The organism is Intestinimonas sp. RTP31139st1_F5_RTP31139_211217, from assembly GCF_040226735.1.
In the GTDB taxonomy this organism is placed as follows: domain Bacteria; phylum Bacillota; class Clostridia; order Oscillospirales; family Oscillospiraceae; genus Intestinimonas; species Intestinimonas butyriciproducens.
The window spans coordinates 1-22,572 of the sequence record NZ_JBCOAQ010000039.1; the positions used below are offsets into that span (position 1 = coordinate 1).

General features: G+C 63.5%; 29 protein-coding genes. 5 read left to right on the forward strand and 24 right to left on the reverse strand.

Going from position 1 to position 22,572, the window contains the following annotated elements; all coding sequences use genetic code 11:
• Positions 1 to 48: 48 nt before the first annotated feature.
• From spoIIID to aroF, 10 genes are all read right to left on the reverse strand, one after another.
• Positions 49 to 297: a sporulation transcriptional regulator SpoIIID gene (gene spoIIID, locus ABUA09_RS15750; protein WP_058118805.1), complete on the reverse strand. Its 249-nt coding sequence runs from the start codon at positions 295 to 297 to the stop codon at positions 49 to 51.
• Between the two features lie 153 nt (positions 298 to 450).
• Positions 451 to 1,302 carry a shikimate dehydrogenase gene (gene aroE, locus ABUA09_RS15755; protein ID WP_033116938.1) on the reverse strand — a complete coding sequence of 284 codons (852 nt, stop codon included), beginning with the start codon at positions 1,300 to 1,302 and terminating at the stop codon, positions 451 to 453.
• Positions 1,287 to 1,718 carry a type II 3-dehydroquinate dehydratase gene (gene aroQ, locus ABUA09_RS15760; protein WP_279204336.1) on the reverse strand — a complete coding sequence of 144 codons (432 nt, stop codon included), beginning with the start codon at positions 1,716 to 1,718 and terminating at the stop codon, positions 1,287 to 1,289. Before aroQ ends, aroE begins: the two co-directional genes overlap by 16 nt.
• On the reverse strand, positions 1,715 to 2,206 hold the full coding sequence (locus tag ABUA09_RS15765) for a shikimate kinase (protein ID WP_279204338.1): 492 nt from the start codon (positions 2,204 to 2,206) through the stop codon (positions 1,715 to 1,717). Before ABUA09_RS15765 ends, aroQ begins: the two co-directional genes overlap by 4 nt.
• Complete coding sequence (locus ABUA09_RS15770; RefSeq protein WP_208319664.1) at positions 2,203 to 3,393, reverse strand: bifunctional chorismate mutase/prephenate dehydratase; 1,191 nt, start codon at positions 3,391 to 3,393, stop codon at positions 2,203 to 2,205. The genes ABUA09_RS15765 and ABUA09_RS15770 overlap by 4 nt, the downstream gene beginning before the upstream one ends.
• 9 nt (positions 3,394 to 3,402) lie before the next feature.
• Positions 3,403 to 4,380, reverse strand: a complete 978-nt coding sequence (locus ABUA09_RS15775) for a chorismate synthase (protein ID WP_349949511.1) — start codon at positions 4,378 to 4,380, stop codon at positions 3,403 to 3,405.
• Positions 4,377 to 5,174 (reverse strand): 3-phosphoshikimate 1-carboxyvinyltransferase, encoded by a 798-nt coding sequence (locus ABUA09_RS15780; RefSeq protein WP_349949512.1) that lies wholly within the window; start codon positions 5,172 to 5,174, stop codon positions 4,377 to 4,379. The genes ABUA09_RS15775 and ABUA09_RS15780 overlap by 4 nt, the downstream gene beginning before the upstream one ends.
• Positions 5,175 to 5,192: 18 nt before the next feature.
• Positions 5,193 to 5,543, reverse strand: a complete 351-nt coding sequence (locus ABUA09_RS15785) for a carboxyvinyltransferase (protein ID WP_349949513.1) — start codon at positions 5,541 to 5,543, stop codon at positions 5,193 to 5,195.
• 6 nt (positions 5,544 to 5,549) lie between these two features.
• Complete coding sequence (gene aroB, locus ABUA09_RS15790) at positions 5,550 to 6,629, reverse strand: 3-dehydroquinate synthase (RefSeq protein WP_349949514.1); 1,080 nt, start codon at positions 6,627 to 6,629, stop codon at positions 5,550 to 5,552.
• A gap of 29 nt (positions 6,630 to 6,658) precedes the next feature.
• Positions 6,659 to 7,678 (reverse strand): 3-deoxy-7-phosphoheptulonate synthase, encoded by a 1,020-nt coding sequence (aroF, locus tag ABUA09_RS15795; RefSeq protein ID WP_033116932.1) that lies wholly within the window; start codon positions 7,676 to 7,678, stop codon positions 6,659 to 6,661.
• Positions 7,679 to 7,717: 39 nt separating this feature from the next.
• On the opposite strand from aroF, the gene ABUA09_RS15800 reads away from it, so the two are divergent.
• Complete coding sequence (locus ABUA09_RS15800) at positions 7,718 to 7,996, forward strand: hypothetical protein (RefSeq protein WP_147586211.1); 279 nt, start codon at positions 7,718 to 7,720, stop codon at positions 7,994 to 7,996.
• 111 nt (positions 7,997 to 8,107) lie between these two features.
• Positions 8,108 to 9,211: an S-layer homology domain-containing protein gene (locus tag ABUA09_RS15805; protein WP_195614978.1), complete on the forward strand. Its 1,104-nt coding sequence runs from the start codon at positions 8,108 to 8,110 to the stop codon at positions 9,209 to 9,211.
• A gap of 51 nt (positions 9,212 to 9,262) precedes the next feature.
• On the opposite strand, the gene ABUA09_RS15810 is transcribed toward ABUA09_RS15805, so the two are convergent.
• The 4 genes from ABUA09_RS15810 to ABUA09_RS15825 form a co-directional block, all read right to left on the reverse strand.
• A complete protein-coding gene (locus ABUA09_RS15810; protein WP_227151887.1) occupies positions 9,263 to 10,159 on the reverse strand; it encodes a DMT family transporter in 897 nt (298 codons plus the stop codon).
• Positions 10,156 to 11,343, reverse strand: a complete 1,188-nt coding sequence (locus ABUA09_RS15815; protein ID WP_033116931.1) for a MalY/PatB family protein — start codon at positions 11,341 to 11,343, stop codon at positions 10,156 to 10,158. The genes ABUA09_RS15810 and ABUA09_RS15815 overlap by 4 nt, the downstream gene beginning before the upstream one ends.
• 88 nt (positions 11,344 to 11,431) lie before the next feature.
• A complete protein-coding gene (locus ABUA09_RS15820) occupies positions 11,432 to 13,087 on the reverse strand; it encodes a fatty acid kinase ATP-binding subunit FakA (protein WP_033116930.1) in 1,656 nt (551 codons plus the stop codon).
• Positions 13,088 to 13,125: 38 nt separating this feature from the next.
• Entirely contained in the window at positions 13,126 to 13,476 is a 351-nt protein-coding gene (locus tag ABUA09_RS15825; protein ID WP_349949515.1) for an Asp23/Gls24 family envelope stress response protein, read from the reverse strand.
• Positions 13,477 to 13,638: 162 nt separating this feature from the next.
• Between ABUA09_RS15825 and ABUA09_RS15830 the strand changes: the two genes are divergently transcribed.
• On the forward strand, positions 13,639 to 13,830 hold the full coding sequence (locus ABUA09_RS15830) for a hypothetical protein (RefSeq protein ID WP_033116928.1): 192 nt from the start codon (positions 13,639 to 13,641) through the stop codon (positions 13,828 to 13,830).
• Between the two features lie 52 nt (positions 13,831 to 13,882).
• Here ABUA09_RS15830 and ABUA09_RS15835 read toward each other — a convergent pair whose 3' ends face one another.
• Genes ABUA09_RS15835 through ABUA09_RS15850 form a run of 4 tightly spaced genes read right to left on the reverse strand, consistent with a single transcriptional unit; the run spans position 13,883 to position 16,469 of the window.
• Positions 13,883 to 14,356, reverse strand: coding sequence for a PaaI family thioesterase (locus tag ABUA09_RS15835; protein ID WP_058118507.1), 474 nt, complete (start codon positions 14,354 to 14,356; stop codon positions 13,883 to 13,885).
• Positions 14,357 to 14,409: 53 nt separating this feature from the next.
• Positions 14,410 to 14,832: a PaaI family thioesterase gene (locus ABUA09_RS15840; protein WP_208319667.1), complete on the reverse strand. Its 423-nt coding sequence runs from the start codon at positions 14,830 to 14,832 to the stop codon at positions 14,410 to 14,412.
• Positions 14,816 to 15,733: a SufB/SufD family protein gene (locus ABUA09_RS15845; protein ID WP_033116927.1), complete on the reverse strand. Its 918-nt coding sequence runs from the start codon at positions 15,731 to 15,733 to the stop codon at positions 14,816 to 14,818. Before ABUA09_RS15845 ends, ABUA09_RS15840 begins: the two co-directional genes overlap by 17 nt.
• Positions 15,734 to 15,737: 4 nt before the next feature.
• The gene (locus ABUA09_RS15850) at positions 15,738 to 16,469 is read right to left on the reverse strand and encodes an ABC transporter ATP-binding protein (protein WP_058118506.1); all 732 of its coding nucleotides are present in this window, start codon (positions 16,467 to 16,469) and stop codon (positions 15,738 to 15,740) included.
• Positions 16,470 to 16,628: 159 nt separating this feature from the next.
• On the opposite strand from ABUA09_RS15850, the gene ABUA09_RS15855 reads away from it, so the two are divergent.
• Positions 16,629 to 17,324: a ferritin family protein gene (locus ABUA09_RS15855; RefSeq protein ID WP_349949516.1), complete on the forward strand. Its 696-nt coding sequence runs from the start codon at positions 16,629 to 16,631 to the stop codon at positions 17,322 to 17,324.
• A gap of 50 nt (positions 17,325 to 17,374) precedes the next feature.
• Here the strand turns inward: ABUA09_RS15855 and ABUA09_RS15860 are convergent, their stop codons facing one another.
• The gene (locus ABUA09_RS15860) at positions 17,375 to 17,539 is read right to left on the reverse strand and encodes a hypothetical protein (RefSeq protein WP_178388466.1); all 165 of its coding nucleotides are present in this window, start codon (positions 17,537 to 17,539) and stop codon (positions 17,375 to 17,377) included.
• A gap of 111 nt (positions 17,540 to 17,650) precedes the next feature.
• On the opposite strand from ABUA09_RS15860, the gene ABUA09_RS15865 reads away from it, so the two are divergent.
• Positions 17,651 to 17,824, forward strand: a complete 174-nt coding sequence (locus ABUA09_RS15865; RefSeq protein WP_075704659.1) for a ribbon-helix-helix domain-containing protein — start codon at positions 17,651 to 17,653, stop codon at positions 17,822 to 17,824.
• 29 nt (positions 17,825 to 17,853) lie between these two features.
• Here the strand turns inward: ABUA09_RS15865 and ABUA09_RS15870 are convergent, their stop codons facing one another.
• The 5 genes from ABUA09_RS15870 to ABUA09_RS15890 all read right to left on the reverse strand — a co-directional run.
• Complete coding sequence (locus tag ABUA09_RS15870) at positions 17,854 to 18,567, reverse strand: V-type ATP synthase subunit D (protein WP_033116924.1); 714 nt, start codon at positions 18,565 to 18,567, stop codon at positions 17,854 to 17,856.
• A 3-nt stretch (positions 18,568 to 18,570) separates the two neighbouring features.
• Positions 18,571 to 19,953 (reverse strand): V-type ATP synthase subunit B, encoded by a 1,383-nt coding sequence (locus ABUA09_RS15875; RefSeq protein ID WP_033116923.1) that lies wholly within the window; start codon positions 19,951 to 19,953, stop codon positions 18,571 to 18,573.
• Positions 19,950 to 21,728 carry a V-type ATP synthase subunit A gene (locus ABUA09_RS15880; protein ID WP_075704658.1) on the reverse strand — a complete coding sequence of 593 codons (1,779 nt, stop codon included), beginning with the start codon at positions 21,726 to 21,728 and terminating at the stop codon, positions 19,950 to 19,952. Before ABUA09_RS15880 ends, ABUA09_RS15875 begins: the two co-directional genes overlap by 4 nt.
• 48 nt (positions 21,729 to 21,776) lie before the next feature.
• Positions 21,777 to 22,097 carry a V-type ATP synthase subunit F gene (locus ABUA09_RS15885; protein ID WP_033116921.1) on the reverse strand — a complete coding sequence of 107 codons (321 nt, stop codon included), beginning with the start codon at positions 22,095 to 22,097 and terminating at the stop codon, positions 21,777 to 21,779.
• The coding region (locus ABUA09_RS15890; RefSeq protein WP_349949517.1) for a V-type ATPase subunit at positions 22,090 to 22,572 on the reverse strand (483 nt) is incomplete at its 5' end. The genes ABUA09_RS15890 and ABUA09_RS15885, both read right to left, overlap by 8 nt.

Below are 22,572 nucleotides of genomic sequence, written 5' to 3' on the forward strand. Positions count from 1 at the left end.
ATACGGACCGCGGCCCCCTGTTTGGCCGAGTGCAAATGCGGACAAACCCTAATCCCCCTTGTATTTTTTGCGGGTGGCGATACCGCCGCGGATGTGGCGCTCAGCCTTGTTTTCGTCCAGGACTGCCTTCACTTGCAAATAGAGGGGCTTATTGAACGCAGGCAGGCGGTCCTGGAGGTCCTTGTGAACCGTGGACTTGCTGATACCGAACTTCTGAGCCGCGGCGCGCACCGTCGCTTTGTTCTCGATTATGTAAAGAGCCAACTGACAGGCCCGCTCCTCGATGTTCCCTTTCACACTCACAACACTCCCCCGCATCTTGGATTCCACTGCTGGATGTATATGCGCGGAAGAGAGGAGAAAGAACGGGACCGCCAATCCGGCGGTCCCGTTTCCCATGGGGCGGATATGTTCTGACAGATGAGGCACCGCCAGAATCCGCGCGGCGGATCACAGCACGCCCTCTACCAGGGCGCGCATGGCGGCACCGTCTAGTTGGGTGTCCGTAAAGTGTTCCAGAGCAAAGACGGCCTGGTGGATGAGCATGCCCAAGCCATTCAGCGTCCGGTGGCCCCGCAGCCGGGCCTGGGCCAGGAGCTCCGTTTCAGCCGGGTGGTAAATGAGGTCGCACACCGCCGCCGCATGCGGAAGGGCGTCCAAAAAGTGAAAATCCTCGAATTGGCCCGCCACTCCCCCCATGCCCAGGGAGGTGCAGTTCACCAGCAGATCGGCCCTAGAGGCCTCCAGCCGCAGCGTTGCAGCGTCAAAGCCGACGGCGCGCATGACGGCTGCATTGAATTGACATAACATCTCGGCCCTTTCCAGGGTGCGGTTGCATACGGTCAGGGAGACGCACCCCTGTTGAACCAGCTTCAGAGCGACTGCTTTGGCCGCGCCCCCGGCGCCCAGCAGGAGCACCCGCTTTCCGGCGGGGTCCACTCCTGCGTCCAGAAGTGCCTGCAAAAAGCCCCGCCCATCGGTGTTGTATCCGTATACCTTCCCCTCTTTTATACATACAGTATTGACAGACTGGTATAGGCGGGCGTCCTCGTCCAGCTCGTCCATCAGGGGGACCAGGTCCAGCTTGTGGGGCATGGTGGCGTTGAAGCCCGCATATCCGGCCACCTTTGCCGCGGAGAGCCACTCTGCCGCCCGACCAGCTGAAACTGGTTGACATAAGTAAATATAATCCAAACCGAGTGCCGAGAGCATGGTGTTCTGGATGAGGGGGGATTTGGAGTGGAGCACCGGATCTCCGATGACGCAGAGCTTTCGAGTGGTGTTTTTCAGTTCGACATGCACAGGAAGTACCTCATGGCGGCCTCGTAGCCGTACAGCCCCAGCCCGCAGATCTGACCCACGCAGGCGGGCACGGTCACGGACCTGTGCCGAAACTCTTCCCGCTGATGGACGTTGGAGATGTGGACCTCGATGCAGGGGATCCTGACCGCCTTGAGCGCGTCCAGGATGGCATAGCTATAGTGGGTAAAGGCGCCGGGATTCATGATGATAGCGTCATAGTTGCCCTGCGCGGCATGAATGGCGTCAATGATGGCTCCCTCGTGGTTGGACTGGAAGCACTCGGCAGTACTCTGATGGGCGGAGGCAAAGGCGCGCAGGCGGCCGCAGAGGGCGGTGTAGTTCTCCTCGCCATAGATGCCGGGCTCGCGCTGGCCCAGCAGGTTCAGATTGGGGCCGTTGATGATGAGAAATTTCATGACAATCCCTCCAGAATGGCATTGACCGTCGCCTCCGGCGACGAGAAATCCGTGACGATCTGATCGGCCCAGAAGCGGTAGGCCGGCTCCCGGTCCCGGAACCGGGCGAGAAAGGCCTCGCGCCCCTCCTGGGCCAGCGGACGGGCGTCCATGGGCACGGTGTCGAAGGTCTCGCCCGGGTCACGGCACAGAAAGACCACGGTGCCGCTGGACTTGAGGGGAGCCATGGCGTCGTCCCGCAGGGGCAGGCCGCCGCCGCAGGCCACCACCAGCCCTTCCCGCCGGGCCAGCTCCTCGGCTACGCCTCGTTCCAGCTCCCGGAAGCGGTCCTCACCCTGGGCGGCGAAGATTTCGGGAATGCTCCGTCCCTCACGGGCGGCGATCAGGGCGTCGGTATCCACCAGCTCCCGGTCCAGCCGCCGGGAGAGCAGGCCGCCGCAGGTGGTCTTGCCGCAGCCCATCATACCGATAAGGATAATGTTTTTCATTTTAAGCCACCGCCCTGCCCGTCGGAACACGCTGCGCCGCAGGCCTCCTTGTAATTGCCCAGCACCCGGAAACCCTCGGCCGTCTGGGAGAGCTCCAGCAGCACCCCGTCCATGCCCGGGGCGGCCAGGTCGCCGGTAAAATCCACAAAGAAGAGATATTCCCAGCTCCGGCCCACGATGGGACGGGACTCCAGCTTCATCATGTTGAGGCCGTTGACGGCAAAGATGGTCATGATCTCATGGAGAGAGCCGCTGCGGTGGGGCAGGACGAAAAGGGCGCTCACCTTGTCGCAGCCCGCCCGGCGCTCCATCACCGGAGAGACCACCACGAAGCGGGTGTCGTTTTGAGCGTTGAAGTGGATGCGCTCGGCCAGGATATCCAGACCATAGAGCCGGGCGGCCCGGCGGGAGCAAATGGCGGCCAGAGTGAGATCTCCCCGCTCTGCGACGTATTTTGCGCTCTCCGCGGTGTTGAGACGCGGCACAGCCCGCCAGTCGGGATGGGCCTTGAGGAACTCGGCACACTGTCTGAGCCCCTGCTCGTGGGAACAGACTTCGCGGATGCCGTCCAGACAGGCCCCGGGAAGGGCCACCAGACAGTGCTCCACCCGCACCGTCTGCTCCCCTACGATATAGGCGCCGTACTGGGCCAGCAGATCATAGACCTGGCTGATGGAGCCGGTGGAGCTGTTCTCAATGGGCAGTACGCCGTAATCCGCCCGGCCCTCCCGCAGGGCCAGGAAGATGTCCTCCCAGGTCTCCACATGGGCCCGGGGGACATCCTCGCCAAAAAAGAGCGCGGCGGCCTCGTCGGCATAAGCCCCCGGCTCCCCCTGATAGAGGACCCTGGGGGCCGTCAAGGGGGCCCGGCTGTGGGAGATGGCCTCCCGGATCTGCCGATAACCCTCGTTTCCGGCCTCATTCACCAGATTGCGCTGCTGGCGACGGCTGAGCCCCATGATGGTCTCGTAGAGGGCGGTGACGTCGGCCCTGCGGGCCGGATCGGAGACTGCGACCGACTTCCTGGCCAGGACCTCCTGTTCACGGGCCTCATCCAGGACAGGGAGACCGTTTTCCTGCTTGTAGGCGCCCACCCGTGCCGTCACATCCATGCGGCGGAGAAAGAGGGCGGTGAGCTGGGTGTCTATCTCGTCGATCTCGGAGCGGAGGGTGTCCAGTTCGCTCATGCTTTCACCTCACATCCCAAGTAGCTCGCAGGCGGCCAGTGCAGCGGCGGCCTCAATGACGGGCAGGGCGCGGGGGACGATGCAGGGGTCATGACGGCCGGTGATCTCCAGCTCGGCCTCCCTGCCGGCGGAGAGGTCCACCGTCTGCTGCCGGCGGGCAATGGAGGGCGTGGGGCGCAAGGTCACCTCAAACTCCACCGGCATTCCGTTGGTGATGCCGCCGTTGATGCCGCCGGAGTGGTTGGTGCGGGTCCTGACCGTGCCGCCGTCCAGGTAAAAGGGGTCGTTGGCCTGGCTGCCCCGCAGGGCGGCAAAGCCCTCGCCCAGGCCGAAGCCCACCGCCTTGACCGCAGGGCCGGCGAAGAGGTATTGGGAGAAGATTCCCTCCACGTTGCATCCGAAGTCGGGACTGCCCAGGCCCACGGGAAGACCGGTGACGGAGCAGCGGATGCGGCCGCCCACGGAATCCAGCTCAGCCTTGGCGGCCAGAATGGCCGCCTCCATCTGCTCCGGCGTGGGGTCCGGGATCCCCGCCACGTTTGAGATCCGTCCCGTCACGGCCACGCCCCGCTCCCGCAGGACCAGCTTGGCCACTGCGCCGGCAAAGACCAGCGGGGCGGTAAGCCGCCCGGAGAAGTGGCCGCCGCCGCGGTAGTCGCCCCATCCGGCGTAGCGGACAAAGCCGGTATAATCGGCGTGGCCGGGGCGGGGCAGCGTCCTGAGCTTGGCGTAGTCCTGGCTGTGGGTATCGGTGTTCCGGATCACGGCGCACAGGGGAGTGCCTGTGGTCCTGCCCTCAAAGACGCCGGAGAGGATTTCCGGCGCATCCTTTTCTCTGCGGGCGGTGGTCATGGCGTTCTGTCCGGGCGCCCGGCGGGCCATTTCAGAGGCGATGAAGTCCATGTCCAGCGCGATGCCGGAGGGGAGACCCTCCAGGGCCACCCCAATGGCGGGACCGTGGGACTCGCCGAAAATGATATATTTCATAGGAACATCCCTCCCAGACGCTGATAGTCCTCCCAGAAGTTCGGGTAGGATTTGCGTACGCTCTCCGCTCCCCGGATGGTGACGGGGGCGGCGGCACGGGTGGTCGCCACGGCGGCCATCATGGCGATGCGGTGGTCGTTATGACTATCCACCGCCACGCCGCCGGCCAGAGTGTCCACACCCAGGATGGTCAGGCTGTCCGGGTGCTCCTCCACACGGCTCCCCAGGGCGTTGAGGACCTGGGTCACCGCGGAGAGCCGGTCGCTCTCCTTCATGCGCAGCCGGGCGGCGCCTACGATGCGGGTGGTCTGTCCCGGACGCAGGGCGGCCTGGACCGCCAGCGGGGGGACAAGGTCGGGGCACTGGGATACGTCCAGCTCCACCTCTCCCGGGCCGCACAGGCTGGCGGAATCCTCCACGATGCACCGATCCCCCTGAACGGAGAAAGGGTTGAGCCCCTGTAGCTCCACCTGACTGCCCAAGCCCCTGGCGGCGTACCAGAAGGCCGCCTGGGAATAGTCGCTCTCGATGGCCATATCGTGGGGGCGGTAGGTCTGTCCGCCGGGTACATGGAAGGCGCAGGAACCGTTGGGGACGGCCCTGACGCCGAACCGCTCCAGCACATCCAGGGTCATGTCCACATAGCCCCCGGATTCCAGAGGCGTGGTGAGGAGGATGTCCGAGTCGCCCTCCAGCAGGGGGAGGGCATAGAGAAGGCCGGTGATAAACTGGCTGGACACATTGCCTGGGAGGGTATAACACCCCGACGGTAGCGCGCCCCGGACTGTGAGCACACCGGCCTCCAGGGAATATCAGACATGCTTTTCCTCAACAAGGCGGAAATAGGGCTCCTGCGGGCGCTCCATCAGCCTCCCGCGGCCGGTAAAACGGCCGCCTCCCCGGAGGACCAGGGAAAGGGGGATGAGAAAGCGCAGGGTGGAGCCGGATTCCCCGCAGTCCAGCAGAGGCAGGCCGCTGCCGGGCGCGCACAGGGCCGCCAGACAGCGGGAGGTGGCCTGGATGTCCTGGGAGTCGGCCAGATTTTCGATGCGGCTCCCGCCTCCCGCCAGCGCAGCGGCGATGAGGGCGCGGTGCGCCTGGGATTTGGAGGGCGGGGGGGTGATGCGGCCCTTCAGCAGCCGGGGGGCGATGGTGATGTCCATATCCGCTTACCTCCCGCAGACGTGCGCCAGGTTTTGCAGCACGTCCTCCTTCTTCATCTTCATGGGCAAGGCCCTGCCCATGTGGGACAGAAAGATCATGGTAATGGCCTCTCCGTCGCCCTTCTTGTCCAGGCCGACGGCCTCCACGATGGCGCTCCAGTCGCAGTCAATGTGGGTGGGCAGGCCGAAAGCGGACAGCACCTCCAGCAGCTCGGAGAAGCCGTCGCCGTCGGAGACACCCAGGGCGGCGCCCAGCCGTTCGGCGGCGACCATCCCGGCGGCGACCGCCTGTCCGTGGGTCCAAGTCTCATAGCCGCCCGCCTTTTCAAAGGCATGGCCCACGGTGTGGCCGAAGTTCAGGATCATCCGGACGCCGGTGTCCCGTTCATCCTCCACCACCACCTGCCGCTTGATATCGCAGCAGGTATAGAGCACGGAATCAATGTGCTCCATGACCGCCGCCCGGGAGGAGTGGGCGCAGAGAAAATCGAAGAAGGCCCGGTCCCGGATGCAGCCGTACTTGATGACCTCGGCCATGCCGTCGGAAAAGGTCTTGTCATCCAGTGTACGGAGGCACGCGGGGTCCATGAGAACCAGCCGGGGCTGCCAGAAGGCGCCGGCCAGGTTCTTGCCTGCCGGGAGGTCGATGGCCACCTTGCCCCCCACGGAGGAGTCCACCTGGGCCAGAAGTGTGGTGGGAATCTGTACGAAGTCCACGCCACGCAGGATGGTGGCCGCGGCGAAGCCCGCCAGATCGCCCACCACGCCGCCCCCCAGGGCCACCACGCCGTCGGAGCGGGTGAGCCCCTGAGCCGTGAAGGAGTCGTATAGACGCCCGAGCATGCTCAGGCATTTGGAGGACTCACCGGCGGGGATAGTGACCAGTTCCGCCTGAAAGCCGGCCCCGGCCAGGCTGGACATGATCGTTTCTCCGTAAAGGGGACCCACATGGGAATCCGTGACCACGGCCAGCCGCCCGGCGCGGGGGAGGGCGGCGCGGCAGAGCGCGCCCGCCTGGGACAGGAGGCCGGGCGCGATATGGCTGTCGTAGGAGCGGTCGTCAAGACCGACATGAAGGGTTTTCATAGGGGGTTCTCCTTCCGGATGGAGGCGCATCAGCGAATCAGCTTCTTGCCCATCATGGGCACCAGGGCCTCCACCTTTTTCATCAGCTCGTCAAACTTTTTGGGGGTGAGGGACTGCTGGCCGTCGCACTTAGCGTGGGGGGGATCGTTGTGGACTTCAATGATGAGGCCGTCGCACCCGGCGGCGATGGCCGCCATGGCCAGCGGCTCCACCATCCAGTACATGCCGGCGGCATGAGAGGGGTCCACGATCACGGGCAGATGGCTCATCTGCTTGATGGCCGGGATGGCGGAGACATCCAGGGTGTTGCGGGTGAAGGTCTCAAAGGTGCGGATGCCCCGCTCGCAGAGAATGACGTTTTCGTTGCCTGCGGCCATGATATATTCGGCGGACATGATCCACTCCTCATAGGTGTTGGAGAGGCCGCGCTTGAGGAGGATGGGCTTGGACATCTTGCCCACCTCTTTCAAAAGCTCAAAATTCTGCATGTTCCGGGCGCCTACCTGGACCACGTCTACCTCCCGCTCGAAGAGCTCCGCCATGCGGGGGTCCATGATCTCGGTGACGATGGGCAGGCCAGTCTTTTCCCGGGCCTCCATAAGGAGGTCCAGACCGGGCGTTCCCATGCCCTGGAAGGAGTAGGGGGAGGTGCGGGGCTTGAAGGCGCCGCCGCGCAGCAGCGCCGCGCCGGAGGACTTTACGTCCTCCGCCACCGCGCAGATCTGCTCCTCCGACTCCACCGAGCAGGGGCCGGCGATGACGGAAAAGCTTCCGCCGCCGATCCGGGCCTTCCCTACAGTGACCACCGAATCCTCAGGGTGAAACTTCCGGTTGGCCTTTTTATAGGGCTCCTGGACCCGCATGACCCGCTCCACATTGGGCTCCATGGAGATTTTGTCGATATCCAGGCTGATGGTGTCACCCACAAGGCCCAGGATGGTACAGCCCACGCCATTGGTGATGCCCACGTCCAGGCCCTGGTCGCGGAACTTGCGGACCAAAATGTCGATGTCCTCTTTTTTCGTGCCGGGTTTCATAATGACTACCATAGATTTTTCTCTCCTTTTCCGCCATGGGCGCGGATGCAGATGACAAAAAATGCGCCCATTGACGATAAAATCAATGAGCGCACGGTAAGACGATGCAAGGAGCCCCTCGGGGGGCCCGCCCATTCACTTTATCCCGCTGTTTTTACCCATGCCAAAGAAGCCGGCGCCCGTAAATCGAGCCCAGCCAAAATAGGTAAAGGAACGGGATTCGGTTGTGAGGCGGATCTCTTGCATAAAAATACCTCACTCAAAATGGTTGGAGTTATTTTACACCCGAAAACAGGAAAAAGCAACCCCCAACTTTTCACACCGCTGTGACAGAGCGCAATCGCCGCAATTTTTCGCAAAATTGATACAAGCTGTCACAAAAGAGGCGTGAGCATCGTTATAAAAATAGGCGTCAACCAACACAAATTTTGGAGGTGTAATATGAAAAAACTGTTGGCGGCCGGCCTATGCCTGACGATGTGCGTATGGGCCGCTCCCCTGGGGGTCGCAGCGGCGGCCCGGGATCTGGACATTGAGCACGGGCTGGCCTCTCAGCTTAAGGAGCTGGGACTGTTCCTCGGCGTGGGAGAAAAGGAAAACGGGACCACCGACTTTGCCCTGGAGCGTGCCCCCAACAGGACGGAGGCGCTCACCATGCTGGTGCGTGCGCTGGGAAAAGAAGCGCCGGCGCAGGAGAGCGCAAAGACCCATCCCTTCTCCGACGTGCCCGACTGGGCGGACGGCTATGTATCCTATGCCTATACTGCGGGGCTCACCAAGGGCGTATCGGAGGATCGGTTCGGCGCGGCGGACACGGCGTCGGCGGAGATGTACCTGACCTTTATGCTGCGGGCCCTTGGCTATACCGAGGGAGACAGCGGAGACTTCTCCTGGGACGCGCCTTGGACACTGGCAGAGGAATGCGGCATCCTGCCCCAGCGGGTGGACCGGGAGAGCTTTCTGCGGGCCGACGTGGTAGATGTCACCTGCGCCGCCCTGTTTGCAGATATCAAGGGAGAGGAGATCACGCTCCAGGAAAAGCTGATCTCCGAAGGCGCCTTTACAGCGGCGGACTTCACGGCGGCATTTCCGGAAGACTCCTTCCCGGAAGAGAGAGGAAGCGGCCAGCAGACGCCTTCCACAGGAGCCTATGAAGCGGCGGTGAAACAGGTGACCAGCACAGTCGGTTACCAGGAGACCCAACGCCTGGAGGCAGAGGTCTGCACCGTGCTGTTGTACAGCAACACGGGACTGCCCCACGGGAACAGCGTGTCTCTCCGGCTGATTTATAAGGCGGGGGCCGCGCTGGAAGAGGGAACCGTGATTTCTTTGCCCACCCCGGACGAACACGGCTGGGGGATCACCCACTCGGATCCCCAGGCGATGGACCTTAGCCAGGATGGTTTGACCCTCCGCTACTCGTACCACTACGATGAGGCAATGATCAATGACGGCCAGGTATGCCATCAGGCCGGAACCTACCAGTATACAGCAGACCTCCGCACGGGCGAGACCGCTCTGGAGATTATTCCGGACGAGGCCTGAACAAGAACAAATATGGGCCGCCGGGCTGCAAGCCCGGCGGCTCTTCGCTTTTCAGGCGGAGGCATAGGAAGTCTCCGCGCGGGTGTAGAGAAATACGCCGGCCAATACGATCAGGGCGCCCAGAGCCTGGAGAGGACGGATGGCCTCCCGAAAGAGGAAAAAGCCGAGTATCGAGGCGAATACCGGCTCACACAGCTTGGCGGCGGAGACATAGGCGGAGGAGAGCCATTTGAGGCTCCAGGAGAAAAGAGAGTGGCCCAGCAGGGTACAGAAGACCGCCAGAAGCAGACCCACAGCCGCTTCCCGGAGACCCCAGCCCAGAATGGGCGTGCCGGTGAAAAGGTCCATACACAGCAGGGCGGCAAGACAGGAGGCATAGGTGAGAAAGGTATAGACGGTGGTGGACTGGTGTCCGCGCTGTACCTGCCCGATGAGGGTATAGGCGGCCACAAAGACCGCCGCCGCCACGGCCAGAAGATCCCCCTTCAGGGCGCCGGCACCGCCGGAATCCGACAGGGCCAGCGCCACGCTGCCGCCGAAGGCCAGAACAATGGCCAGGACTCCTGGTCTGGGGATCGTTCCCCGGAGAAAAAGGGCAAAGCCCAGGGCGGAAAAGATGACCTCTGTGGACACCAGTACGGTGGAGGAGGCGATGGAGGTCCACTTGAGGGATTCAAACCAGGCCGTGAAGTGGAACGCCAGCAGCAGGCCGCTGAGGGCGCAGAAGAGGAAGTCCCGGCCTGTGGCGGCCCTGAGCTCCTCCCGGTGCCGGAACAGCACGGAGGGGAGGAGCAGCAGCACCGCCCAGCCCAGCCGCCAGGTGGCGGTCACCAGAGAGGGGGCGGCGGACCAGCGGACAAAAATAGAAGAAAAGGAGGCGCCCAGAACGCCGAGGAAGAGCCCGTATTTCGGGTTGAATGCGCCCTCCCGGGGGGACAGGGGCCTCACCGGGGCAGGCCCCGCCGGGCGGCCGCCTGGTCCAACCGCTCCAGGGCCCGCTCCAATTGGAGGCGGGGGCAGGCCAGCACCATGCGTTCAAATCCGGCGCCCTCCCGGCCAAATATGTACCCTTCATCCAGAAACAGCCCGGCCTCGTCCCGCATGAAGCGCTCCTGCTCCTCCGGCGTCAGACCCAGGCAGGAGAAGTCGGCCCAGAGGAGATAAGTGCCCTCCCACGGGGCCACCCATACCGAGGGGAACCGCTGGGCCAGAAACTCCCGGCAAAGGCGGAAGTTGCCCTCCAGATGGACCAGCAGCGCATCCAGCCAGGCCTCGCCCTTTTCATAGGCGGTCCGGGTGGCCGTCAGGCCGAAATAGCCGGTGTAGCCTCCCGTATAGCCGTCGGTCTTGGCGCGGAAACGGCGGCGCAGCGTATCGTTGGGGATGATGATGTTGGCGGTGGACAACCCCGCCAGGTTGAAGGTCTTGCTGGCGGAGGTGCCCACAATGCAGTTGTCCCGGGTCTGCTCGTCCAGTGTGGCCAGAACGGTATGGCGGTGGCCGGGGGCGATAAAGTCAAAATGGATCTCGTCGGAGAAGAGCAGAACGCCGTTGCGGGCGCAGATATCCGCCACCCGGCGGAGCTCCTCCTCCGACCATACCCGTCCCGTGGGGTTGTGGGGGGAGCAGAAGAGGAGCAGCTTGGCGTCGGGGCGGGCACACAGGGCCTCCAGCGCCTCGAAATCCAGGGTATAGCCCTGTTCCCCGCGCAACAGAGGATTGGAAAGGGGCGTCCGGCCCGTGGCCTGGAGGATGCGGAGGAAGGGGGGATAGGCGGGGGTCTGGAAGATGACGCCCTCTCCCGGCTGGGTAAAGGCCTGCACAGCCTGTCCCACGGCGTGGACCACGCCGAAGGCGTTGATAATCCAGCCCGGCTGGATCTCCCAGCCGTGGCGGCGGCGCATCCATCCCGCCACAGCGGAGCGATACGCCTCATCCATGGAGGTGTAGCCGTAGACGCCGAACTCGGCGGCCTCCCGCAGGGCGGAGATGATCTCCGGCGCGGTTATCAGGTCCATGTCCGCGATGGAAAAGGGGATGACGTCGGGGTCGGCGACGCCTGCCCGCTCCAGAGGCTGCCACTTGGAGGCGCCGATGCCTCTCCGGGGGCGAAGGGTGGTGAAATCATACATAGGGGGACCAGCTCCTTTCTCTCTTTCGGGTCAATGAACATAACAGGAAGGCGGCCTCGCGGCCGCCTTCCTGGCAGAGCGGCGGGGCTTATTCCGCCGAAATGAGATAATAGTAGACGGGCTGTCCGCCGGAGAGCAGGGTGATCTCGGCGTTGGGACACTCGGCGGTGAAGATCTCCAGGGCGGTCTGGGCCTGGCTTTCGGTCACATCCTCGCCGTAATAGACGGTGATGAACTCGGCCTCCTTCTGCGGCGCATCCTGGGCCAGCCGCCGGAGCAGGGCCAGGATATCCCGGTCGGTGCCGAAGAGCTGGCTCTCGCTGAGGGCCAGATAGTCCCCCTCCTTGATGTCGAAGCCGTCGAAGTCGGAGTTGCGGGCGGCATAAGTGATCTGGGAGGTATGGACGTTCCCCAGCGCCTGGGTCATGGCCTGGGTGTTGTCCTCCTGAGAGGTGTCGGGGTCAAAGCACAGCAGCGCGGAGACGCCCTGGGGAATGGTCTTGCTGGGCAGGACCACCACGGTTTTGCCTTCAGCCAGAGGGACGCACTGCTCGGCGGCCATGATGATGTTTTTGTTGTTGGGCAGGACATAGACCACCTCGGCAGGCGTCTTGTCGATCTCCTTCATGATATCCTCGGTGGAGGGGTTCATGGTCTGTCCGCCGGAGATGATGCCGTCCACCCCCAGGTCCCGGAACACGGCGCTGATGCCGTCGCCGGCGCAGACGGAGACGAAGCCGTATTTCTTCTCCGGGGGGGCCACCTTGCGCACCGCCTCCTGTTCTGCGGGATGGCCGGCGGCCTCCTCCAGGATCTCGGTGTGCTGATTGCGCATGTTTTCGATCTTCACGGTCTGGAGCGAGCCGTAGGTGATGGCCTCCTCCAGCACCTTGCCGGGGTGGTTGGTGTGGACGTGGACCTTGATGATCTCGTCGTCGTCCACCAGCACCAGGGAGTCGCCCAGTGCGGAGAGGAAGCCCCGCAGGGCCTCCGGGTCCTTCTTGCTGTCACGGGAGCAGATGAACTCGGTGCAGTAACCGAATTTGATGTCCTCCGTCTTGAAGGTGCCGAAATCGGCGTGCTCCTGGACCTTGGAGGGCGCCTCGTCCTCCGTGCCCGCGGGCATGGGCTCGCCCCGCAGCTCGTCCAGCATGCCCTGGAGAATGACCAGGAAGCCCTTGCCGCCGGCGTCCACCACGCCGGCCTTCTTGAGAACCGGGTTCTGGTTGACGGTGTCGGCCAGGGCGATGTGGCCCTCCTTGATGGCCTCGTCCAGCACGAACTCCACGGAGCGGTCCTCACGGGCGGCCTCCGCGGCCCGCCGGGCGGCCAGGCGGGAGACGGTGAGGATGGTGCCCTCGGCGGGCTTCATCACCGCCTTGTAGGCGGTGGCCACGCCGTAATCCAGGGCCACGGCGAAGTCGCCGCCGTCAGCCTCCTCCTTGTCCTTGAGGGCCTTGGCAAAGCCCCGGAACAGGAGGGAGAGAATGACGCCGGAGTTGCCGCGGGCGCCCCGCAGAAGGGCGTTGGCGTTGGTCTGGGCCACCGCGCCCACGCCGGCGGGCGCCTTCTTCTTCAGCTCGGCGGCGGCGGTGGAGATGGTCATGCTCATGTTGGTGCCGGTATCCCCGTCGGGGACCGGAAAGACGTTGAGCTCGTTGATCTGCTGCTTCTGGGAATTGATGGAGGCCGCGGCGTGGATCACCATCTGGGCCAGCGACGCCCCGTCAATGGTTCCTCTCATGTCGAATGTTCCTTTCTATGACGGTTTGGGCTGGGCGATCAGCCGATGACCATGGAGTCTACGCAGACGTCCACATTTTTTACCTTCCCGCCAGTGATGCGCTCGACGATATAGCGCACCTCACTCATGATGGAGCGGCTGACGGCGGTGAGATTTACGCCGTTGTCCACAATGATGTGGAGCTCGATGGAGACGGTGGCGTCGTCGTTGAAGCGGACTTTGACGCCCTTGGCCATGGATTCCCGGCGCAGGAGATGGACCAGGCCGTCGGTGGTGGAGCGCACAGCCATACCCTTGACGCCGTAGCAGTTGGTGGCCGCGGCGCCAGTGATGTTGGTGAAGACGTCAGGGCTGATGGAGATGGCGCCCCGCTCTGTTTCCAGTCTCATATGGAACCTCCTTACAGGACAGAGTATACCTATTTTGGATTTTATATATTGTATTCTATTTTGGCCTTAAATACAAGGGAAAAAGTTATAAGGGGTGATTGTAATTTGCACAGAAATCGTGTACACTATGAATATCTCTGAACAATGGGAGGCGTATTTGGGATGAAAGTTGCCCGTTTTGTGTTGAAGATCGTCGGCTGGTCCTTGGCGCTGGCCGCGGCGGTGTGCTGTGTCGTGGCCTACTGGGACAAGATCACCAGCAGCCTGTGCTGCCTGAAAGATAAGCTCTCCGAAAAGGGCGAGTGTTGCTGTCACCCCTCTGAGTTCGACGATTATGCCGACTGGGACGAGTGAGAAAACGATGGATGGACAAGGCCCGGAGCCATGCGGCTCCGGGCCTTGCTTTTTATGACTCGTCCGCGGTGCGCTCCAGACGCTCCGGGGTGGTGCCGTTGAGCCGCTTGTCCATCATAAAGAAGGTAAAGTTCCCGGTGGCCACCTCCAGGCCCTCGTCGTCGGTGAGGGATACGTGATAGACGCTGAGCGTACGCCCCGTTTTTTCCGGTGTGGCCCGGCAGCGGATCTTCTGATTGGTGCCCATGGCCGGACGGAGAAAGTGGAAGGCATAGTTCACCGTCACGCAGGTGCGGTGCTGGGCGGAGGAGGCGGTCCAGCCGCCCACGGAGTCGGCCAGGGCGGCCAGACAGCCCCCGTGGACAATGCCGTGGGGGTTCAGGCTCTCGCGGGTGACGATCAGCTCGCCCTCGCCGCTGCCGTCCTCGTAGGTGGCGGTGACCCGAATGTTGTTGTGGGAAGAAAAGGGATCGTACCGGGCGATGGCCTCGGCGTCCAAAAGCTTTTTTTTCGTGGAAGAATCCATGGAGCATCCTTTCCCTGGCCCCCTGAGAACGGGGACAGGCATGATTCAAAGACTTATAGGACCGACATAAAATAGGTAAAGTCTCCGCTGGCCACCACGGTGTCGGCGTCGTCCAGGAGAACTACGTGATAGACGCACAGCGTCCGGCCCAGTTTTACCGGCGCGGCCCGGCAGCGGATTTTCCGGCTGGTGCCCATGGCCGGACGGAGAAAGTTGAGGGTATAGCTGGCGGTGGCGCTGTTGCAGTGCTGCACGGCGCCCGCCACCCAGCCGCTGACGGCGTTGGCCAGCGTGGCGAGGCAGCCGCCGTGGACCGCGCCCCTGGGGTTGAGGCATTCCGGCGTGATTGTCAGCTCGCCCTCGCCGCTGCCGTCGGCATAGGCGGCGGTGACCCGAATGTTGTTGCGGGTGGAGAAGGGGTCCTTTTCGGCGATGGCCTGGGCGTCCAGAATGTTTTTCTTATTGCAGGAAGCCATTGAGTATCCTCTCCTCGGCCTCCTCTTCGGTAAGGCCCAGGGTCATGAGCTTCATGAGCTGGTCTCCCGCGATGCGGCCGATGGCGGCCTCGTGGATGAGCTGGGCGTCGGGACACTCGGCGGTGATGGCGGGGATGGACTTGATCTTGGCGTTGCCCATGATGATGGAGTCGCACTGGACATGGCCGAAGCACTTGGCCTCGCCGATCATTCTGGGGTAGAAGATCTGCTGGGACTCGTCCTGGGCCACAGAGCGGGAGATGACCCGACCGGAGGCGCCGTCACCGGCCAGGACGATGTCCATCTCGGACTCGGCCACCTGCGCGCCGTCGGTGAGGAGCTTCTCCGTGATGGTCCCCTCGCCGCCGGGGCCCACCACGATCTTGGTGTAGCGCTTGGTGGAGTCCACGCCCCGGATCTGCGTGGTCTCCATATGGATGGAGGCGCCCTCCTCCAGATAGGCGATGGTCTGGGGGTTGAAGATGCGCTTGCCGGTCCCCTCGCCCTCGCCGTAGTGCTTTTCATAATAGCGCACCTTGGCGTTTTTGCCCACGTGAAAGGTGTGCACGCCGTCGTGCTGGCTGGTATCGCAGCCGCCGTTGTGGATGCCGCAGCCGGCGACGATGTCCACGTCGCAGTCCTCGCCGATATAGAAATCGTTGTACACCAGCTCCGTGAGGCCGGTCTCGGTGATGATGACGGGGATGTGGACCGACTCATGCTTGGTGCCGGGGGCGATGTGGATGTCGATGCCGGACTTGTCGGTCTTGGTGTCGATCACGATGTGGGCGGTGTTGTTCCGGCCGCCCGCGCCGCCGTTTTTGCGGATGTTATAGGCCCCCACGGGGAGACTGTCCAGGTCGGCGATCTCCTTGAGGAGCTTGGCTTCTAATTTGTCCATGGTGTTACGCCTCCTTCATATAGCTGCACCCGGACACGGTGTTGGCCAGGATCTGGGGAAAGATCTCCTCCTTGGGGCCATGCTGGGTGATGACGCCGCCGGAGACCATCACGATCTCGTCGGCCAGATCGATGATGCGCTCCTGATGGGAGATGACCACCAGGGTGGCGCTCTTCTCGTCATGGAGCTGGCGGAAGGTCTCGGTCAGACGGGAGAAGGACCACAGGTCGATGCCGGCCTCCGGCTCGTCAAAGATCATCAGACCCGCGGACCGGGCCAGGATGGTGGCGATCTCGATGCGTTTGACCTCGCCGCCGGAGAGAGAGGCGTCCACCTCGCGGTCGATATAGTCGTTGGCGCACAGGCCCACCCGGGTGAGGTACTGGCACTCCTCCTCGTGGGAGAGGTCCTGGCGGCCGGAGGCGAGCTCCAGCAGGTCCCGGACCCGCAGGCCCTTGAACCGGGGGGGCTGCTGGAAGCCATAGCTGATGCCCTTCCGGGCGCGGTCGGTGATGGAAAGGCCGGTGATATCCTCGCCGTTCCAGAGGATGGAGCCGGAGGTGGGCTTCACCAGCCCCATAATGGCCTTCGCCAGCGTGGTCTTGCCGCCGCCGTTGGGGCCGGTGACGACCACGAATTTGTGATCCGCGATGGTAAGGGAGACGTCGTTGAGGATGCCGAGCTCCCCGCCGGATTCGTCGGACACCTGATAGGATAAATGCCTGATTTCCAGCATGTTAAGGACTCCTTTTGTTTCTATGTCGCATCTTGACTTTTTATTCTACCATAATTCCGATTGATTAACAAGAATTTCTTTTCCTCCCCGGCCCGTGCCGGTTTGGCCGCTTCTGCATAGTATGGACTGAATCACTGGATTTATAGGAGGCAGTTTCATATGGAACAGAATCAGATGCCACAGCCGGGCCCGGGACTCTGCGGCAGCGACCGCGAGATCTTCGAGCGGGTGTGGGGGCGCGTGACGCGCTCGGGCGGGGCGGAGAGCCCCATCGAGCCAGTTCCGGCGGCGGAATGGCCGCACGCCCCCCAGTACATACAGGGGTATATGCCCCAGGTCACGGCTCCCGAGCCGGCCCCTGTGCCGGCGATGCCGGCTCCGGTCCAGCCGGAGCCCTCTCCCGCCCCGGAGCCCAGGCGGGCGGAGGCCGCCGATATCCGCTGTCTGGGCCCCTCCTCCGCCGTCCACGGCGCGGAGCTCCAGGCCTTCATGGAGGATGAGCTGGGAGACCACAGGACCTATACCGCGCTGTCCCGGCGGACCGCCGGGCAGGCCTCCCGGACCTTCGCCTCCATGGCGGCGGATGAGAAGCGCCACGCCAAGCGGCTCTCTGCGGCCTATTTTCTCATCTCAGGCGTGCGCTACTGGCCGGCGGACCGGGCCCCTGTGCGGCTGGAGGGGACCTATCTGAGCACCCTGCGCAGCCGCTTTTTGGGAGAACAGAAGGGGGAGGCGGAGTACCGCGCCGCCGCCGGACGGACCGAGGACCCCTGCCTGCGGGAGCTGTACCTGGAGCTGGCGGAGGACGAAAACGCCCACGGCTGGATGCTGCGTGGGATGCTGGAGAAAATGTAAAGCCGTGCCCGCTGCAGCCCTCGGGTTGCAGCGGGCACAGTTTTGGGGGCTCACTTTTTCAGGAGATAGCGGTGGCAGGCGGGGGTCTCCACCTTCTTGTCCCGGCAGCGGGGGTCCGTGCAGTGCCCCACGGACAGCGGGCGGAAGGTCTGTCCGAACTTGTAGTAGTGTTGGATAAAGTGTTTGCAGGTCTCGCAGGTTTTTGTGTCGTCCATAGTTATCACCTCGACATATAATATACACCATTAATGCGCCATATGCAAGCCCCTTGTTCTAAAAAAACGAATATGATATAGTACATACATAGTATACAGGAGGTAAGTATGATGGCTGAGTCCAAATTGGTGAATCGTACCCGTTTCATATCATCATTAAAAAATGAATTGGTTCCCCAACTGGCGAAACTTTCTGAAGAGACGCGGGTCCCCAAATCCCGGCTCCTGGATGAGGCCATTGAGGACCTGCTCAAAAAATATGAGAAGAGGAGGGCGCTCTATTGAGCGCCCTCCTCTTTTGGCGTGTTCTATCATTATATCTCCTGGGGACCTTCGCCTGAGCCGCCGAAGGTCCTGATGGCCCTGGCGTCTTCGGCTCTCTTCTCCTCGATGGCGTCTTTGAGGAGCATATCCTTCACCTTCATGAGGCGGATGGTGGAGGCGCGCTCATTTTCATCCAGCTTCATGGAGATATATTTGATGCTCTCTTCCATCTGGGGGATCTTGACGTATTCCAGGGCGTTGACCCGGCGGCGGGTCTTTTCGATCTCCTCTGCCAGGAGCTGGGAGGTCTTTTCCATCTCAGCCAGGCGCAGCATATCCTGGAACACGCCCGAGAGGGCGTCCACCGCGTCGTCCAGAGCGCCGGAGGTGGCGGCAAAGCCGTAGGGGTACACGTCCCCCGCCTCGGCGTTCTTGGTCTTGAAGTGGTACTCCGGCACGTTGACCGACATGACGTTCTGGAAGTCCATGGTCAGCTCCACAGACTGCTTGGGGTACATGAGGGACTGCTCCAGCATCTCGGTGGACATCAGGGCCGAGGCCACGGTAAAGGAGCCGTGGGCCTGCATCAGGGCCTCCTCCACCCGCCTCCGGAGGGCGCGGTTTTCCCGGACCACATCCAGAAACTGCTTCATCAGCTCGTCCCGCTTATCCTTCAGGAGCTTGTGGCCCCGGCGGGCCGTCTTCAGCCGCCCCTTGAGGCGGGTGAGCTCCATTCGGGTGGGGTTCACAGTGGTCGCAGGCATGCGTTATCCCTCCTTTTTCGGGAGGTACTTTTCAATGAACTCCGGCTTGATCCGCTTGAGCTCGGAGGCGGGCAGGATGGACAGAAGGTCCCAGCCCAGGTCCAGGGTCTCGGTGATGGAGCGGTTCTCGTCGGTGCCCTGGTTCACATACCGCTTTTCGAACTCATCGGCGAACTTGGCGTACAGGAGATCGGTGGGGGAGAGAGCCGCCTCGCCCAGGATGGACATCAGCTCCTTGTTCTCCTTGCCGGTGGCATAGGCGGCGAAGAGCTGGTTCATGGTCCCGGCGTGGTCCTCGCGGGTCCGCCCCACGCCGATGCCCTTGTCCTTCAGACGGGACAGGGAGGGCAGCACGTCCACAGGGGGATTGATGCCCTTGCGGTAGAGCTCGCGGGAGAGGATGATCTGGCCCTCGGTGATATAGCCGGTGAGGTCGGGGATGGGGTGGGTCTTGTCGTCCTCGGGCATGGTGAGGATGGGGATGAGGGTGATGGAGCCGGGCTTGCCCAACTGACGGCCGGCCCGCTCGTAGATGGTGGCCAGGTTGGTATAGAGGTAGCCGGGATAGCCGCGGCGGCCCGGGACCTCCTTCTTGGCCGCGGATACCTCCCGGAGGGCCTCGGCATAGTTGGTGATGTCGGTAAGGATGACCAGCACGTGCATGCCCTTCTCAAAGGCCAGATACTCGGCGGCGGTCAGGGCCATGCGGGGGGTGGCGATACGCTCCACGGCCGGGTCGTTGGCCAGGTTGGTGAAGAGCACGGTGCGGTCGATGGCCCCGGTGCGGCGGAAGTCCTGGATAAAGAAGTCGGCCTCCTCGAAGGTGATGCCGATGGCGGCAAAGACCACGGCGAAATTGCCCGCGTCGTCCCCCAGCACCTTGGCCTGGCGGGCGATCTGGGCGGCCAGATTGGCGTGAGGCAGGCCGGAGCCGGAAAAGATGGGCAGCTTCTGGCCGCGGACCAGGGTGTTCAGGCCGTCGATGGTGGAGATACCCGTCTGAATGAACTCATTGGGGTAGTCCCGGGCGGCGGGGTTCATGGGCAGGCCGTTGATGTCCCGGAACTCCTCGGCCAGGATGGCGGGGCCGCCGTCGATGGGCTGGCCCATGCCGTTAAAGACCCGGCCCAGCATGTCGCCGGATACGCCGAGCTGCAGCGGATGGCCCAGGAAGCGGATCTTGGACTCGGCCAGATTGATGCCGGCGGAGGGCTCGAAAAGCTGGACCACGGCGGTATCGCCGTTGACCTCCAGCACCTGGCAGCGGCGGACGGAGCCGTCGGGCAGCTCGATCTCGCCCAGCTCGTCGTAGGCGACGCCCTGGACCTGCTTGACCAGCATCAGGGGTCCGTTGACCTCCTGAATGGTGCGGTATTCACGAATCATTCCTCAGCACCTCCCTTGGCAACCGCCGCGTCGATCTGCTCGGCCATCTCCTGCTCCATGGCGGCATAGACGGCGGGATAGTCGGCGTCGGGCACGCTCTTGGCGCGGCCCATCCGCTCCCGGAAGGGGATGGCGAAGAGGTCGGTCACCGGGGCGCCCTTTACAATGGCGGCGCGGCAGAGCTTGTCGTACTCCAGGATCATGCCCAGCATCTTGTCCTGGCGGTCATAGCTGGAGTACCAGTCCACCTCCATGAAGCCGTTCTGCTGGAGGAAATCCTCCCGCAGCATTTTTGCGGTCTCCAGGGTGAGCTGGTCGGCGGCGGACAGGGAGTCCTTGCCCACCAGCTGGACGATCTCGTTGAGGCTGGCCTCCTCCTGGAGGATGCTCATGGCCTTGTCGCGGTTGACCATGAACTGGGGCCCCAGATTCTCGTCGTACCAGGGCTTGAGGGAGTCGAGGTACAGGGAATAGGAGTTGAGCCAGTTGATGGCGGGGAAGTGACGGCGGTAGGCCAGCGAGGCGTCCAAAGCCCAGAACACCTTGACGATGCGCATGGTGGCCTGGCTGACGGGCTCGGAGAGGTCGCCGCCCGGGGGAGAGACCGCGCCCACGGCGGTCAGGCTGCCGCGGCGGTCTCCCTGGGAGGTGATGCACTCCACCGAACCGGCCCGCTCGTAGAACTGGGCCAGACGGGAGGCGAGGTAGGCGGGGTAGCCCTCCTCGCCGGGCATCTCCTCCAGGCGGCCGGACATCTCGCGCAGGGCCTCGGCCCAGCGGGAGGTGGAGTCGGCGATAACGGCCACGTCGTACCCCATGTCACGGAAATACTCGGCAATGGTGATGCCGGTGTAGATGGACGCCTCACGGGCGGCCACAGGCATATCGGAGGTGTTTGCGATGAGCACGGTCCGCTTCATCAGGGACTCGCCGGTACGGGGGTCCACCAGCTCGGGGAACTCCCGGAGCACGTCGGTCATCTCGTTGCCGCGCTCGCCGCAGCCGATGTAGATGACGATATCCACATCGGACCACTTGGCCAGCTGGTGCTGCATGACGGTCTTGCCGGAGCCGAAGGGCCCGGGGATGGCGGCGGTGCCGCCCTTGGCCACGGGGAACATGGCATCCACGATGCGCTGGCCGGAGAGAAGGGGCGTCTTGGGGGGATATTTGTGTTTGTAGGGGCGGCCCACACGGACGGGCCATTTCTGCGTCATGGTGAGGGGCACCACGTCCCCCTTGGGGGTGCGCAGGGTGGCCACGGTGTCCAGCACGGTGAAGGAGCCGGACTGGATGGTCTCCAGGGTGCCGCTCATCTTGGGAGGGATCATGATCTTGTGGAGGACGGAGGAGGTCTCCTGGACGGTGCCGATGACGTCGCCGCCCTCCACCTTGTCGCCGGGCTTGGCGGTGGCCTGGAAGTCCCAGTGCTTCTGGCGGTCCAGGGCCGGGACCTCGATGCCGCGGGTAATGGTGGAGCCGGCGATCTTCATGATGCCCTCCAGGGGCCGCTGGATGCCGTCGTAGATATTTTCGATCAGGCCGGGGCCCAGCTCCACCGACAGGGGGGAGCCGGTGGTTTCTACCGCCGCGCCGGGGCCCAGGCCGGAGGTCTCCTCATAGACCTGGATGGAGGCGGAGTCCCCGTTCATGGTGAGGATCTCGCCGATGAGGCGCTGCTCGCCCACGCGGACCACGTCGGCCATGTTGGCGTCCGAAAGTCCCGTGGCGACCACCAGCGGGCCGGAGATTTTTACGATCTTTCCGCTGCTCAAATATATCGACCTTCTTTCGGGTGATTTCGCTGCGATGCGGGCGGGGGATTACAGGATATCCGCGCCTACCGCCCGTTCCACGGATTTTTTCACGTTGGCCATGCCGATGCCCAGACTGCCGCCCTTGCCGGGGATAAGGATGATGGCGGGGGTCAGATTATCCTTGTAGCGGGCGATCTCCGGCTCCAGCCCCTGGGCAAGCTGTTCGGTGAGGTAGATAATGGCGGTGTCGCTCTTGGCCAGGCGGTGGAGAATCTCCCGGGCCGCCTCCACCGTCTCGGCGGGGTAGACGTCCAGCCCCAGGGCCTTGAAGCCCAGGACGCTGGCCTGATCCCCCAGCACGGCGATGCGGTATTTTTCGTTAGACATAGCTCTCACGCAGCCTTTCCCGGATGGTATCCGAATCCAGCCCGGCCAGCCGGCCGGTGAGGATGATGCGGATGGTGGTGAGCTCGTTCTCTTTGGCGTACAGATAGCCGATCAGGGGGTGCTCGCCGAAGGCCACCCGCTTTCCCTGGGTGAGATAAGCGGTGAGGGCGTTGTCGCAGAGCCGCTCGAAGTCGGTGAGGGCGCCCCCCTTGACCGCTTCGGCGCCGGAGGCCGCGGCGGCCTCCAGATAGGTGTGGGAAAAAACCTGCGTCAGCTCGCCGCGGCCGGTGACGGCGGCGGTGATGCTGTCCAGACTCACATTCCCACCGGGGATCAGCGCCCGGCGGAGGAAGTCCGCCCCCTTGCCCATCCGCGCGGAGCGGACCGCCGAGCGCAGGTTGGCGCTGTCGATGGACAGCCGGACGTAGCCCAGCAGGAACTGGCTGCGGGCGGCCTCCGCCGCCCGGAGCATCTC